This window comes from Microbacterium sp. Clip185 (assembly GCF_028743715.1).
GTDB lineage: Bacteria > Actinomycetota > Actinomycetes > Actinomycetales > Microbacteriaceae > Microbacterium.
The window spans coordinates 1,441,798-1,455,968 of record NZ_CP117996.1; the positions used below are offsets into that span (position 1 = coordinate 1,441,798).

The 14,171-nt window shown below is 68.6% G+C and carries 14 protein-coding genes and 2 tRNA genes; 8 read left to right on the forward strand and 8 right to left on the reverse strand.

What is annotated here, in order from left to right:
* The first annotated feature begins 31 nt into the window (after positions 1–31).
* The 3 genes from PQV94_RS06910 (at position 32) to PQV94_RS06920 (ending at position 2,578) form a co-directional block, all read left to right on the forward strand.
* Positions 32–802, forward strand: coding sequence for an ATP-binding cassette domain-containing protein (locus tag PQV94_RS06910; protein ID WP_274288026.1), 771 nt, complete (start codon positions 32–34; stop codon positions 800–802).
* Between the two features lie 52 nt (positions 803–854).
* A tRNA-Asn gene (locus tag PQV94_RS06915) sits at positions 855–927 on the forward strand.
* Positions 928–1,150: 223 nt separating this feature from the next.
* The gene (locus PQV94_RS06920) at positions 1,151–2,578 is read left to right on the forward strand and encodes an SPFH domain-containing protein (RefSeq protein WP_274288027.1); all 1,428 of its coding nucleotides are present in this window, start codon (positions 1,151–1,153) and stop codon (positions 2,576–2,578) included.
* A 3-nt stretch (positions 2,579–2,581) separates the two neighbouring features.
* Here the strand turns inward: PQV94_RS06920 and def are convergent, their stop codons facing one another.
* Positions 2,582–3,148, reverse strand: a complete 567-nt coding sequence (gene def / locus PQV94_RS06925) for a peptide deformylase (RefSeq protein WP_274288028.1) — start codon at positions 3,146–3,148, stop codon at positions 2,582–2,584.
* Between the two features lie 44 nt (positions 3,149–3,192).
* Here def and PQV94_RS06930 point away from each other — a divergent pair, with 44 nt between their 5' ends.
* On the forward strand, positions 3,193–4,188 hold the full coding sequence (locus tag PQV94_RS06930) for a DMT family transporter (RefSeq protein WP_274288029.1): 996 nt from the start codon (positions 3,193–3,195) through the stop codon (positions 4,186–4,188).
* 14 nt (positions 4,189–4,202) lie between these two features.
* Positions 4,203–4,276, forward strand: a tRNA-Ile gene (locus PQV94_RS06935).
* Positions 4,277–4,293: 17 nt separating this feature from the next.
* Here the strand turns inward: PQV94_RS06935 and PQV94_RS06940 are convergent.
* A complete protein-coding gene (locus tag PQV94_RS06940) occupies positions 4,294–4,527 on the reverse strand; it encodes a histidine ammonia-lyase (protein WP_274288030.1) in 234 nt (77 codons plus the stop codon).
* Positions 4,528–4,691: 164 nt separating this feature from the next.
* Here PQV94_RS06940 and alr point away from each other — a divergent pair, with 164 nt between their 5' ends.
* Positions 4,692–5,849 (forward strand): alanine racemase, encoded by a 1,158-nt coding sequence (gene alr / locus PQV94_RS06945; RefSeq protein WP_274288031.1) that lies wholly within the window; start codon positions 4,692–4,694, stop codon positions 5,847–5,849.
* Complete coding sequence (locus tag PQV94_RS06950) at positions 5,846–6,805, forward strand: D-alanine--D-alanine ligase family protein (protein ID WP_274288032.1); 960 nt, start codon at positions 5,846–5,848, stop codon at positions 6,803–6,805. The genes alr and PQV94_RS06950 overlap by 4 nt, the downstream gene beginning before the upstream one ends.
* 19 nt (positions 6,806–6,824) lie before the next feature.
* Here the strand turns inward: PQV94_RS06950 and PQV94_RS06955 are convergent, their stop codons facing one another.
* Positions 6,825–8,453: an MFS transporter gene (locus PQV94_RS06955; RefSeq protein ID WP_274288033.1), complete on the reverse strand. Its 1,629-nt coding sequence runs from the start codon at positions 8,451–8,453 to the stop codon at positions 6,825–6,827.
* Positions 8,454–8,693: 240 nt separating this feature from the next.
* Between PQV94_RS06955 and PQV94_RS06960 the strand changes: the two genes are divergently transcribed.
* Positions 8,694–9,197, forward strand: a complete 504-nt coding sequence (locus PQV94_RS06960) for a DUF3145 domain-containing protein (protein WP_274288034.1) — start codon at positions 8,694–8,696, stop codon at positions 9,195–9,197.
* Positions 9,198–9,329: 132 nt separating this feature from the next.
* Here PQV94_RS06960 and PQV94_RS06965 read toward each other — a convergent pair whose 3' ends face one another.
* From PQV94_RS06965 to PQV94_RS06985, 5 genes are all read right to left on the reverse strand, one after another.
* Positions 9,330–10,568, reverse strand: coding sequence for a beta-ketoacyl-[acyl-carrier-protein] synthase family protein (locus PQV94_RS06965; RefSeq protein ID WP_274288035.1), 1,239 nt, complete (start codon positions 10,566–10,568; stop codon positions 9,330–9,332).
* Positions 10,569–10,623: 55 nt separating this feature from the next.
* A complete protein-coding gene (locus PQV94_RS06970; protein WP_019182110.1) occupies positions 10,624–10,872 on the reverse strand; it encodes an acyl carrier protein in 249 nt (82 codons plus the stop codon).
* Positions 10,873–10,940: 68 nt separating this feature from the next.
* Entirely contained in the window at positions 10,941–11,945 is a 1,005-nt protein-coding gene (locus PQV94_RS06975; RefSeq protein WP_274288036.1) for a beta-ketoacyl-ACP synthase III, read from the reverse strand.
* The gene (locus PQV94_RS06980; RefSeq protein ID WP_274288037.1) at positions 11,942–12,862 is read right to left on the reverse strand and encodes an ACP S-malonyltransferase; all 921 of its coding nucleotides are present in this window, start codon (positions 12,860–12,862) and stop codon (positions 11,942–11,944) included. Before PQV94_RS06980 ends, PQV94_RS06975 begins: the two co-directional genes overlap by 4 nt.
* Positions 12,863–12,947: 85 nt before the next feature.
* Positions 12,948–14,171, reverse strand: a complete 1,224-nt coding sequence (locus PQV94_RS06985; RefSeq protein WP_137416865.1) for a PucR family transcriptional regulator — start codon at positions 14,169–14,171, stop codon at positions 12,948–12,950.

Genomic DNA, 14,171 nt, shown 5'->3' on the forward strand with positions numbered 1-14,171 from the left:
GCTTGCGGCGCGCAGCGTGCAGGATGACTGCATGGATCAGGCCGCGCTCAGCATCGATTGCAGCGACATCTCGCTCGCTCACGCCGGCAGCGACGAGCGGGTGATCGACGGGATCTCCTTCCGCGTGGAGCGGGGCGCCGCCCTCATCCTGGTGGGCTCCACAGGGTCAGGGAAATCGACCCTTGCAGCCGTTCTGGCCGGGCATGCCGATGACGGCGTCCAGGTCGTCGGCGGGGATGCCGTCGTCGAAGGGGTCTCCGTGCGCCACGGCGGTCGTCGGCGGCGAGCGCTGCCGGTTTTCGCGGGATACCTCGGGCAGCAGGACGGGGCGCAACTTCCGCCGCGGCTCACCGTCGCCGAGATCGTCGCCGAGCCTGTGACCAGTCGCTCACGCCGCGTCAACGCGCGGGCACTGGAGCTGCGGGTGGTGACGCTGCTCGACGAGCTGGGGCTGAGTATCGGTGCCGCATCCAAGTTCCCCTACGAGCTCAGTTCCGGGATGCGTCAGCGCGTCGCGATCGCCCGCGCCCTCGTGCTGGATCCGAGTCTCGTAGTCGCGGATGAGCCGATGGCCAATCTGGACGTCGAGGCGCGTGAGCTGGTGCGAACGGCCTTCGAGACGCGGCGCCGGGAACGCGGCACCTCGCTGCTGCTGGTGGCGAACGAAGCGGAGACGCTCGCGAGCTTCGACGCCGATGTGCTCGTGATGCAGGGCGGTCACGCGGTCGGTTTCGGCCACGGCGTGCAGAAGATGCAGTGGACGCCCTCGGCGTCGGCCGATCGCCGCCTGGTGTCATCGTGAGCTCTCGGAGTTTGCTACGATAGGGGGGTTGCCTTCGCGAGAAGGACAGCATTCCTCGGTAGCTCAATTGGCAGAGCAATCGGCTGTTAACCGATAGGTTCTTGGTTCGAGTCCAAGCCGGGGAGCGAGAGTACTGCGTTATCTACCGCAGCTCTCACCTGAGACCCGGGCTTCCACCCCGGGTCTTTTTTCATGCCCTCTTCACCGGTCGCGACAGCATCGTGCTCGTCTGCGTACCGGGTTGCTGCGCTCGTCCACAACCGGCTCGGCACGGACATAGCCGCTGGATAGGGTGAGGGGGAGACGCTTCGGGGTGAGGCGTCCGTCGCCGCGACCGGAAGGATGCACATGGATATCGCCGCACTCGGAGCAATGGGGCTGCTGGCCATCGTCGGCGGAATCGTGCTCGTCGTCGTCCTGGTGATCGTTCTGATCCTCATCCGCGCCTGGTACCGGGTGGCGAAGGCCGACGAGGCTCTCGTGATCGTGGGTAAGAAGCAGCGGAGCACCAGCGGCGACTCGCGCATCACGGTGATCACCGGTGGTGGCGCGATCGTGAACCCGCTCACTCAGCGCGGCGAGATGATCTCCCTGCGCGCCCGCCAGATCAAGATGGAGCCGACGGCGCAGTCCTCCAACGGCGTCACGGTCAACGTCAGCGGTGTCGCGCTGGTCAAGATCGGATCCGACCCCGAATCCGTCCGCCGCGCGGCCGAGCGCTTCGCTTCGCAGGACAAGGCCATCGAGCAGTTCACGACCGAACAGCTCGAGGGTGCGCTGCGCGGCGTCGTCGCGACGCTGACGGTGGAAGAGCTCATGCGCGACCGCCAGCGTCTGTCTGACCAGATCGCCGAAGGCATCAAGAGCGACCTGTCGTCGCAGGGGCTCATCCTCGACTCGTTCCAGATCCAAGGCATCACGGACCAGAACGGCTACATCTCCGCGCTCGGCGCCACCGAGGTCGAGCGCGTGAAGCGCGAGGCGGAGGTTGCCAAGATCAATGCCGAGCGTGAGATCCGCGCCCGTCAGATTGCGACCCAGGAAGCCAACCTGATCGAGCAGACCGCGCTCGACAAGAACACGGCAGCTGCGCAGGCCGAGGTCGGTCGAGCCAACGCCGAGGCCGAGCAGGCCGAGGCGCTGGCCCGCGCCGAGCGGCAGCAGGCGGTTCTCCTCCAGGAGGCCGAGAACAAGCAGGCCCGACTGGATGCCGACATCAAGAAGGTCGCCGACGCCAACCTCTACGAGCGTGAGCGCGCGGCCGACGCCGACGCCTACGCCAAGGTCAAGGCGGCTCAGGCTCAGGCCCAGATCGCCGAGCAGGATGCGGCCGCCACGCGGCTGCGTGCCAACGCGGAAGCCGACGCCATCCGCGCCGAGGGTGAGGCGCGTGCCGCGGCCATCCAGGCGGAAGCGGAGGCGCTGAGCCGCAACCAGCAGGCACTGCTCGCGCAGCGCGCTCTTGAGGCGCTCGTGCCCATGATGGCCGAGTTTGCGAAGGGGTACGACAAGGTCGGCTCGGTCACGGTCCTCGGCGGCGAGGGCGCCAGCAGCCACCTGGCGGCGGAGTCCGCGCAGGGGCTGCGCGCCACTTTCGACGCGGTCAAGGTCGCTACCGGCCTCGACCTCGCCGAGATCATCCAGGGTCGCGTCGTCGGACAGGCGATGGGTGAGCAGCTGCAGGCCGCTGCGCCGGCCCAGCCTCAGCAGGCACAGCACACGCCGCCGGCACCGCCCGCGGCTCCCGCGGCTGAGGCGCCCACCGAAGGAGCGTGAGGCTCAGCCTTCGAGGTCGTCGACGCCCGGGAGCCAGGACGCTCCCGGGCGCCCCCATCCGCGCTTGCGGGCGATCTTCTGGGTCGTCTTCCAGTCTGAGTCGCTGAGGCGATCGATGTAGAGGATGCCGTCGAGGTGATCGAACTCGTGCTGCAGGATGCGGGCGCGCCAGCCGTCGACCTCAATCGAGACCGGACGCCCTTCGAGGTCGGTTCCCGTCACACGCACCCGCTCCGATCGGCGGAGCGCAAAGCGCTCGCCCGGGAACGAGAGGCAGCCCTCGGACTCCTCGTCCTCGTCGGGTTCTCCGGGGATGAGCGGTGTCATCCACAGCTCGGGATTGATGATCTCGCCGCGCCACGGGGAGCCGTCGTCGTCCTGGTACGTGTAGGTGAAGATGCGCAGGCCCACACCGACCTGAGGCGCGGCGAGACCGACGCCGGGCGCGGCATCCATGGTCTCGTACATGTCGGCGACCAGGGTGCGGATCTCGTCGGTCACCTCCTCGACGGGGGCGGCGGGAGAGTGGAGGACGGGATCGCCCATGATGCGAATCGGAAGGACAGCCACGTGTCAGAGCCTACCCAGCGCACGTCGGACGTTAGGGTCATAGGGTGCTCCCAGCGGAAGTGATCCTCAACGATGTCGCCGACGATCTCGTCGGCGTCTTCCGTGACCCGGGCATCCTCATCGGCATCCCGATCGCACTGCTCGGCGCGGTCTTCATGTCGCTCGGAGCGCAGTACCAGCACCGCGGCGTGGTCAAGGTCGAACGCCTCGCCAACGCGTCAGGCGCGAGCGGACTCAGCGGCGGTCAGCTCCTGCAGCTTCTGCGACGGCCGTCGTGGGTCGCCGGAACGGTGATGCTTGGTTTGGGCATCACCTGTCAGTTGATCGCGCTCGCCTTCGCGCCGCTCATCCTGGTGCAGCCTCTCGGAGCGGTGTCGCTCGTGATCACCACGCTGCTGAATGCGAGAATCTCCGGACACAAGCCGACGAAAGCCTCGGTGCGCTCGATCATCGCGTGCGTGGGCGGAATCCTCATCTTCGTCACCATCGCCGCCTTCGTCGCGACGGAGCAGCCGATCTCGCAGTCCGAGCTCCTGACCATCCTCGGGTTGCTCGCGGTCGTCGTCATCCTGACCGCGCTCTCCTGGTGGCTGTGGATGCGCAAGCACGCGCGCCCGCTGTTCTACATCGTCGCGGCGGGGGTGCTCTACGCGTTCGTCGCCACCCTCGCGAAGGTCGTGATCAAGAACATTCAGGAGGGCGACTTCGGCTGGCTCTCGATCCTGTGCCTCGTGGGGCTGCTGGTCGCCGTCACGCTCGGTGCCTACTTCGTGCAGACCGCGTACTCCGTGGGGCCGCCCGACCTCGTCATCGCGGGGCTCACCGTCATCGACCCCATCGTCGCTGTCGTCATCGGGCTCGTCATCCTCCAGGAAGCGGCCACCGCGGGTGTCTGGGCGATCGCGGGCTTCGTCGTCGCCGGTCTCATCGCGGTCTACGGCGTGTTCTCACTGACTCGCAATCATCCGCAGGTCATCAGCGACAGCCAGGAGCTCCCCCTCCAGCGAGGCAGCCGCGGAGACAGCGCTCCGCCGCGATAGGCTTTTCGGCACGGGGGGCGGTGGCCAAGCTGGTCAAGGCAGCGGGCTCATAACCCGACGATCGTGGGTTCAAGTCCCACCCGCCCTACTCCTGTCATCGACTGTTCAGATCGGTGACCCTCCCGGACGGGCAGTGTTTCCCTGGCCGTGGAGACGGCCGGTCTCCGGGTCGATCCAGTTGCCGGAGCCGGTCGTCCGGTGCCAACGCTTGTGGTACGCCAGATCGGTGTCTTCGGCTACCGCGACGACCGCCCCGCACAGATCGCAGATGTGCAGGATCACGACGTCATCCGCTGCGGTTCGCACCGTGATCGATCCCGAGGGGAATGTGACACCCATGAGCTTCCTTTCTCCGCGTACCCGACCCCAGCGGCAGGTGTGGAATCCCCTCACCCTAGGGGACCGGTGCTCAGGATCGGGATGCATCGGCGAAGCCTCGCTTATCGAGGACGTATCGGAAACTCCATACGGTCCTATGACGGGCGTATGGATTGACTCTGAGAGTGTCATCCGCCTCCCGTCCCCGTGCTGACGCAGTCCGTTCGGGCGCGGAACTGCGCGTGCACGAGGACGCGATCAGAGCCAATGTGCGCTACTTCGCCCGCTGCACGCGGGACCGGTTGATGGCGGTGCTCAAGGCCGATGGATTCGGGCACGGCTCCCTTGCGTCCGCGGTGGTCGACGAGGGGGCGACCTGGCTGGGCGTCGCATCGATCGACGAGGCGCTCGTGCTTCGACGAGCTCGGCCCGACGTGCCGATCCTGAGTTGGCTGAATCCCGTCGACGCCGACTTCGACGCGGCTGTGTCGGAGCGCATCGACCTCGGCGTGTCCAGCGCCGACGGCCTGCATGCCATCGTGCAGGCTGCGCGTCACCTCGGCCGCCGGGCCCGCCTGCACCTGCATGTCGACCTGGGTATGAGCCGTGATGGCACCCCCGCATCCGACTGGCGAAGCCTCTGCGAACTCGCCCGGATGGCCGAGCGCGAGGGGCACGTGCGGGTCGTCGGCGTCATGGGGCATATGTCGTGCGCCGATCGTCCAGAGAATCCGCAGAACCTCCGCGAGCGGCTTCTCTTCGGAGCGGCGATCCGCAGCGCTCGGCACAGGGGCCTCGCGCCGGCTGTCACTCATCTGGCCGCCACGGCGGCGACCATCACGGGGGCCGGCGGCGACCACGATCTCCACCGCATCGGAGCAGGCCTGTACGGGATCGATCCCTCGCGGACCTCGAGTGCGCTGCGCTTCGCGCTCTCCCTGCACGCTCCGGTCATCAGCGCGCGTCGGGTCGGATCGGGAGTGAGCGTCGGCTACGGCGGCTGCTTCACCACAGACGGCCCGACACACCTCGCACTGTTTCCCTTGGGATACGCGGACGGGCTGCCGCGTGCGGCCTCCCACCGGGCGGAGGTCCTCGTGCGGGGTCGTCGTCGCCCGATCGTCGGGCTGATCTCCATGGACATGGTTGTGGTCGATACCGGTGACGACCTTCTGACGCCGGGGGAGACCGCGACGTTCTTCGGTCCCGGCGAACAAGGAGAGCCGACGGTGGCGGACTGGGCGACATGGGCGCAGACGATCGAGCACGAGATCGTCACGCGGATCGGTGCACGCGTGGCTCGCGTGCACCGAAGAACACACATCGAGAGGAACCCGGAATGACGACAGTCCGGCAGCGAAGGGTCGCGGTCATCGGCGGCGGAGCGAACGACGAACACGACGTGTCGCTCGCGTCGGCCGCCGCGGTGGCACGCGCATCGCGAGTTCTCGGCGACGACGTGTGTGAGCTGACAATCGACCGAGGCGGGCAGTGGCGTCGCGCCGGACGGTCGCTCACGCCCGCCGACGCCGTCGGCCTTCTCGGCGGCTGCGACGTGGCCTTCCCCGCTCTGCACGGGGTGAACGGGGAGGACGGGGCGGTCGCCGGCCTTCTCACGATGCTGGGCGTCCCGTTCGCGGGTTCGCCGGTACGTGCCGGAGCGTTGGCGATGGACAAGTGGGCGATGAAGCTCGTCGCGGGCGCGCTCGGGGTGGCGACGGCTCCAGGAATCCTGATCGAGCCGGGTGATGCGGTATCAAGCGTCCCCCTTGCTGCTCCCTTCGTCGTGAAGCCGACGTCGGGCGGCTCGAGCAACGGCGTCTCGCTCGTCTCGGATGCGGAGGACCTGGCGGTCGCGATCGAACGTGCGCGCTGCGCCGGCAGCAGCGTTCTGGTCGAACCCTTCATCACCGGGCGCGAGGTGGACATCGCCGTCTTCCGCGGTCGTTCGGGTGCACTCCGCGTCGGCGAACCCTTGGAGATCGCCGTCGCCGAGCGCGCGGTGTTCGACCAGGTCGCGAAGTATGACGGCAGTGCACCGTTCGTCATCCCGGCGCGCGTGACGTCGGACGAGTGGGAAGCGCTGGAGCACGACGCGGTGCGTCTCTACGACGCGCTCGGATGCGCGGGTGTCGCACGCTTCGACTTCTTCGTCACCGGTCGCGGTGTGGTGCTCAACGAGGTGAACACCACACCGGGGATGACGGAGCACTCGCAGGTGCCCCGCATGTTCGACGCCGTCGGGCTGGGCTACACGTCCCTCATCGATCAGCTGCTCGACGCGGCCCTCGCGCGGTGAGCGGCCGGCCGAGCGTGACTCACGACCGCGTTGAACGCGGCGTCGCGCCGGTCGCGATCAGGTGTTCGGTGTCGACGGACACCGCGAGCGTCTGTGCGTCGTGAATGACCTGCTGGTCGTATCCCGTGAGCCGTTCGGCGTGCTGACTCAGGTGTTCGCGCCAACTGCCCACGTCGAAGACCTCCACGAGCACTCCCGGCTGCTCGCGCTCGGCGTACAGCGTCCAGCTGCGTGCCCCGGTCCGTCGTCTGCTGTGCTCGACGAGCTGCATGCGGGTGAGGAACTCTGACCGGCTCCCGTCATCGACCTGGTAGCGCACGAGGACGAGGGTCTGCGCATTCTCGTTGATGTCGATGTCCGACTCGAGCTGCGGCAAGGGGAGCTCGCCGCGACCTCGAGCGATATGGGTCGTCGGTGCGAGGGGGAGCGCGAGCTGGCTGAGCGCGACGAGGACGACGACGACACCCGCGCCGAGACAGGCGGCGACCGATCCGGTCCACCCGGCGACGACGCCGGCGAGTGCGGAACCCACCGCAGTCGAGCCGAACAGCACCATCTGGTAGATCGACAGCCCGCGTGTGCGCACCCATGAGGGCAGGAAGGACTGCACGGCTCCGTTGAGCGTTGCGATCACCCCGATCCATCCGGCGCCGCCGACCGCGAGGATGATGACGCTGACAGCGGCCCACGGCGACAGGGCGGTCCCGACCATGCTCGCTCCGAACACGACGGCGCACAGCAGGACGGTGCGGTTCACGCCGATGGCGTCGCGCAGGCGCGGCATGGTGAAGGCGCCGACGATGGAACCCGCGCCTACCCCCGCAAGGAGAACGCCGTAGCCTGTCGCATCCAGTCCCAGTCGCTCGGTCGCGAGGAGCGGGAGGAGGGCGTACAGTGCCGACGCGGGGACGATGAAGAGCCCGAGGCGCAGGTAGAGGGCTCGGATGATCCCCGCGTTTCGCACGTAGCGGACGCCGGCCCGTGTGGCGTCCAGGAAAGGCTCGAAACCGTGCGGCAGGGGTCGGTACCCCCGCCACGCGAGCAACACCACGAGAAAGACCGCGAAGGATGCGGCGTTCAGCGCGAAGACGAACGCCACTCCCAGCAGGGAGACCAGGGCGCCTGCGATCGCGGGACCGATCGCCCGCGCGACGTTCACCGATATCGAGCTGAGCGATGCCGCATTGGGGATGAAGGGCGTCGGCACGATCTCTGCGGAGATCGCGCCGTATGCGGGCAACTGCACGGCCGAGGCCGCGCCGAGCACGAGGGTCAGGGCAAGCAGCAGATAGGGCGACATCTCGCCCGTCATGGTGAGAACGACGAGTACGCCTCCGATGACGACCTGCGTGGCCTGCACCCAGATCAGCAGGGTGCGTCGATTGAGGAGTTCGCCGATCACGCCGGCGGGGATTCCGAGAAGCAGGACGGGCGCGGCGCTCGCTGTCTGCACGAGGGCGATGAGCAGCGGAGAACCGTGCTGTTCTACGAGGAACCACTGCGCCCCCACCGTCTGCATCCAGCTGCCGATGTTGCTGATCAGGGCAGCGATCCACAGGGCGCGGAACGCCGGCACGGTGAGGGGTGCCAGTGCCCCCACCCTGGCGGGTGCTGCGGGAACGGTCGCCGGGTCTGATGCCTCGATCATGCGCTGCCCTTCCTGCGTCCGAGGCCGGACGCGCTCTTCAGCAAAGCGTGTTGTGCCGTCCGGCGCGCCGGACAGCTGACGAAAGAACGCTCGACACGCTCGAAGGCGCGTCGATATCCAGAGAGTTACAGACTTGTGATTCTCAGTTGGGCCGGAGATAATGGCCGGACAACCGCATATCCGTAGCTCGTTCGCCGAGTCAGGTCGTAGGGGAAGACGCACCTGATGATCGGAGAGAGTATGGCTGCACACATGGCGCGCGGAGTGGTCTTCATCCACTCGGCGCCACGCGCGTTGTGTCCCCACCTCGAGTGGGCCGTCGGGCGTGTCCTCGGACGCGCCGTGAACTTCGAGTGGTCGGATCAGCCGGTCCTGCCGGGGAGTCGGAGGGCCGAGTTCTACTGGGAAGCCCCGAACGGCACGGGTGCGGCACTCGCGAGCGCGATGCACGGCTGGGAGCACCTGCGCTTCGAGGTGTCCGAGGACCCGAGTGCCCGCAGCGACGGCGGCCGCTGGATGCATACGCCGGACCTGGGGGTGCATTTCGCTCAGACGGACACCGCGGGCAACGTGGTGATCGGGGAGGATCGCATCCGCTACGCGATGGAGATCGCCGCGGGAGATGCAGCGGAGCTGCAGCGCGAGCTCAGCGTCGCCCTGGGCGGAGCGTGGGACGAAGAGCTGGAGCCCTTCCGCCAGGCCGGCGACGACGCCCCCGTGGTGTGGTTGCACAAGGTGGGCTGACCAAGACCTCGGGCGGCGGGAGCGCTGCTACCGGATGCCGGTCGACCTGGTCCCGGCGCTGGGAAGGCGCACCGCCGCCCGATACGACGAAGACCCGGAGAGCGTTGCTCTCCGGGTCTTTCGACGTCAGGCTCAGATGCTCGAGAAAGCGACGACGGCGTTGTGTCCGCCGAAGCCGAACGAGTTGCTGATCGCGAGCTGGTCGCCGGCTCCGAGCGACTGGACCGAGCCGGAAACGCGGAAGGGCACGGCGGGGTCCTGCTCGGTGATGTTGATCGTGGGCGGTGCCTGACGCTCGCTGATGGCGAGGATCGTGAAGATCGCCTCGAGCGCTCCGGTGCCGCCGAGAAGGTGACCCGTGGAGGCCTTCGTCGCCGATACGGGGATGTCGTCGATGCGGTTGCCGAAGACGGCCTTGAGTGCGGTGTACTCGTTCGGGTCTCCGACGGGCGTCGAGGTGGCGTGCGCGTTGATGTGCGTCACGTCGTCGACGGACGCGTCGGCCATCGTGAGCGCGAGTTCCACGGCTCGTGCGGCGCCGGCACCCTCGGGGTCGTTGGCGGTGATGTGGTACGAGTCCGCCGTCACACCGCCACCGGCGACGACGGCGTAGATCTTCGCTCCGCGCGCGCGAGCGTGCTCCTCGGTTTCGAGGATGAGCGCGGCGGCACCCTCGCCCATGACGAAGCCGTCGCGGTCGATGCTGGTCGGGCGTGACGCGGTGGCGGGATCGTCATTGCGCTTGGAGAGCGCCTGCATGGAGGCGAACGACGCGATCGTGATCGGGTGGATGGCGGACTCGGTGCCACCGGCGATCACGACGTCGGCGAGACCGTCGCGCAGATGCTCGATCGCGTTGACGATGGACTCCGTGCTGGAGGCGCAGGCGCTGGCGACCGTGCGAGCGAACGCTCGGGCGCCGAAGTGCAGCGACAGGTTGCCGGCCGCAGCATTGGGCATGAGCATCGGGACGGTCATCGGCATGACGCGACGGGGGCCCTTCTCGCGGAGGGTGTCCCAGGCATCGAGAAGGGTCCAGACGCCGCCGATTCCGGTCGCGAAGTCGACGCCCAGACGCTCCGGGGCGACATCGGGCGCGCCGGCGTCCGCCCAGGCCTCCTTGGCCGCAATGAGGGCGAACTGCGAAGATGGGTCGAGACGCTTGGCGATCGGCCGCTCGAGCACCTCCTCCGGGCGGACCTTCGCCTCGGCGGCGAAGGTCACCGGGAGGGAGTACTGCTCCACCCAGTCGTGCTCGAGAGTGCGCGTACCGGACTCTCCGTTCAGCAGGGCGGACCAGCTCTCGGGCGCGGTTCCTCCGAGAGGGGAGGAGGCTCCGATGCCGGTGACGACGATGCGGGCGGTGCTCATGTTCGGTCTCCGAGTCGGGGTGGCGGTGGGGGCGTGGCGCCCCCACCGCAGGGGGTCACGCCTGGTTCGAGGTGATGTAGGTGACGGCGTCGCCGACGGTCTTGAGGTTCTTGACCTCGTCGTCGGGGATCGTGACGCCGAACTTCTCCTCGGCATTGACGACGATGGTCATCATCGAGATCGAGTCGATGTCGAGGTCGTCGGTGAAGGACTTCTCGAGGGCGACCTCGTCGGCCGAGATGCCGGTCTCGTCGGTGATGAGCTCGGCGAGTCCGGCGAGGACCTCGTCAGTGGTGAAAGCCATGATGTCTCCTTGTTCGATATGGCTGGGGGCGTTGACCGCGAATCAGTCTAGAGGCGCGGGGTCTCGGCTCACGGGAGCACGACAACCTGTGCGCCGAACACGAGACCGGCGCCGAAGCCGATCTGGAGCGCGAGGCCGCCGCTGAGTTCGGGGTGCTCTTCGAGCAGACGATGGGTGGCGAGGGGAACCGATGCCGCGGAGGTGTTGCCCGTCGTCTCGATGTCGCGACCGATGAGGACCGTGTCCGGCAGACCCAGCTGCTTCGCGAACTCGTCGATGATGCGCATGTTCGCCTGGTGCGGCACGAAGGCGGCCAGATCGGATGCGGTGACGCCGGCCTCCTCGAGCGCCTGACGTGCGACCTTCACCATCTCCCACACGGCCCACCGGAACACGGTGGGGCCTTCCTGTCGGAGGGTCGGCCACGGCGAGGTGCCGTCGCGGAACTCGACGAGCGTCGCGTCCATGCCCACCGCATCCGCCTTCGAGCCGTCGGATCCCCAGATCGTGGGTCCGATGGCCGGGGTGTCGCTCGGGCCGATCACGACAGCGCCGGCTCCGTCGCCCAGGAGGAACGAGATCGTCCGGTCAGTGGGGTCGACGACGTCCGAGAGCTTCTCCGCACCGATCACGACCGCGTAATGCGCGACGCCCGCCCGGATGAGCGCGTCTGCCTGGGCGACACCGTAGGTGAAGCCCGCGCACGCGGCGTTCGAGTCGTAGGCGGCCGCGGGGTTCGCGCAGATCCGATCGGCGACGACGGCCGACATCGAGGGTGTCTGGCGGACGTTGCTGATCGTCGCGACGATGACGAGGTCGATCAGCTCGGGGGAGACACCGGATCGCTCGACGGCCTCTTTCGCGGCGGTCGTCGCGAGGTCGGTGGCGCTCGTGGTCGCGTTGGCGCGCACGCGCGTGACGATGCCGGTCCGCTGACGGATCCACTCGTCGCTCGAGTTGATCGGCTCGATGAGGTCGTCGTTGGGAACCGCGTTCTCGCCGCGGGCAGCGCCGTAGGACAGGATGCGCGTGTACTGCGGGCCGGTGGTCTGGCGCAGGGTCGGGGCGGTCATGCGTTGTCCTCCGAGAGCAGTGCGACGGCCGCATCCAGGTCGTCCGGGGTCTTGACGGCGACGGCGGGGACGCCGCGCAGTCCGCGCTTGGCGAGACCGGTGAGGGTGCCCGCGGGAGCGAACTCGATGAGGCCGGTGACGCCCGCCTCCGCGAAAGCCGCCATGTTCAGGTCCCACCGCACGGGAGAGGCGACCTGGCCGACCAGCAGGTCCAGCGCGCTCGCGCCGTCGGTGACCTCGGAGCCGTCCTTGTTCGTCCAGAGCGTCAGCGTCGGGTCGGAGGCGGTGAGCTCTGCCGCCGCACCCGCCAGCGCCTCGACAGCGGGCTGCATGTACCGCGTATGGAACGCTCCGGCGACCTGCAGAGGAATGACGCGGGTGCCGCGAGGGGCCTCGGCGGCGAGTTCGGCAAGTGCGCCGACGGCGCCGGCTGCGACGATCTGGCCGCCGCCGTTGTAGTTGGCGGGGGTGAGATCCAGCTCGGCGAGGCGGGCGAGGACGGCTTCTTCGTCGCCGCCGAGGACGGCGCTCATGCCGGTCTCGGCCTGCGCTGCCGCGTCCGCCATCGCGCGTCCGCGCACGCCGACCAGACGAAGCGCGGAGACGTCGTCGATCACGCCGGATGCGGCGAGAGCGGCGACCTCGCCCACGGAGTGCCCGGCGACGCCGGCCGGAAGACCGGCCGCACGTGCGACGAGCGCGTGCCACGAGATCAGACTGGCGGCGACGATGAGCGGCTGCGCCACTTTGGTGTCACGGATCGCGTCGGCATCCCACTCGGTCCCCGCCGCGGCCAGGTCGACCTGGGCGGCCTCCGAGAGCTCGTCGAGCCGGGCGGCCACGCCGTCCAGCTCCAGCCAGGGGGAGAGGAACCCGGGCGTTTGGGAACCCTGCCCGGGGAAGAGACCGATGATCACCGTTCTATCCTGCCAATCTCCCCGACGGGGGTATGGATGTCATGCGACAAGAAACGCGGGTTCCTTTGCAGGTACCCGCCAATTATCAGCGCGGGCGGCGTGTCCCCGCGGCGCGACGGCGCGTGTTGTCTGTTCCGATGGCGCCGAGAACCAGTGCCGTCTGGAGGATGAGCGCCTCACGGGGGCCCGTCGCGTCCCAGCCGATCACGTCGGAGACGCGCTTGAGCCGGTACCGCACGGTGTTCGGGTGCACGAACAGCTCGCGGGCCGTGGCCTCGAGCGAGCGGCCGTTGTCGAGGTAGCTCCACAGCGTCGTGACGAGGTCGGAGCTGTGGGCCTTGAGCGGGCGGTAGATCCGTTCGACCAGCGTGTGCTTGGCGAGGGGATCCCCTGCCAGTGCCCGCTCGGGCAGCAGGTCGTCGGCCTCGACGGGGCGCGGTGCATTGCGCCAGGCTCGGGCTACCGCGAACCCGGCGAGGGCGGCACGGGCACTCTGGCCCGCGTCGACGAGTGCGGGAACTGTGGGGCCGAGAACGAGGTGGCCGGTTCCGAAACCGGGCTCGAGGCGCCGAGCGATCTCGGGGAACGGAAGCTCGGACTGCTCGTCGCCGCCGGCGCGGTGATCAGCGTCGGTACGTCCGATCACGAGCACGAGCCGGGACCCCTGCACGCCCACGAGGACATCCACACCCAGCTTGCGCGCCATGCGACGAAGCTGGTCGACGTCGAACTGCGGCGGCGTTGTTCCGACGAGGACGGAGACTTCGCCGTGTCCGTGCCATCCCAGGGCGGCGATGCGGCTCGGCAGCTCCTCGTCGGCTTCGCCGGTGAGGATCGAGTCGACGACGAGAGCCTCCAGCCGCGCATCCCACAGGCCGCGTGCCTCTGCGGCGCGTGCGTAGACGTCGGCGGCCGTGAACGCGAGCTCGCGCGAGTAGAGCAGGATCGCCTCGCGCAGATCCTCCCCCCGGCCCGCGACGCGCTCCTCGGTGACCTCGACGGTTACGCGGATGAGCTGCAGCGTCTGCTGCAGGCTCACCGATCGCAGCAGTTCGCGGGGCGCCGCGGCGAAGATGTCTGCGGCAATCCACGGCGTCGCTGTCGGATCGTCGTACCACTGGATGAACGAGGTGATGCCGGCCTGGGCCACGAGGCCCACCGACGAGCGCCTGGCCGGCGGCATGTCGGCGTACCAGGGCAGCGTGTCTTCGAGGCGCTTGAGAGTGACCGTGGCCAGATCCCCGGAGATGCGTCGCAACCAGGCGAGTGTCTCCGTCTTGTCCGACGACGACTCCGGGGATCGGCTCAT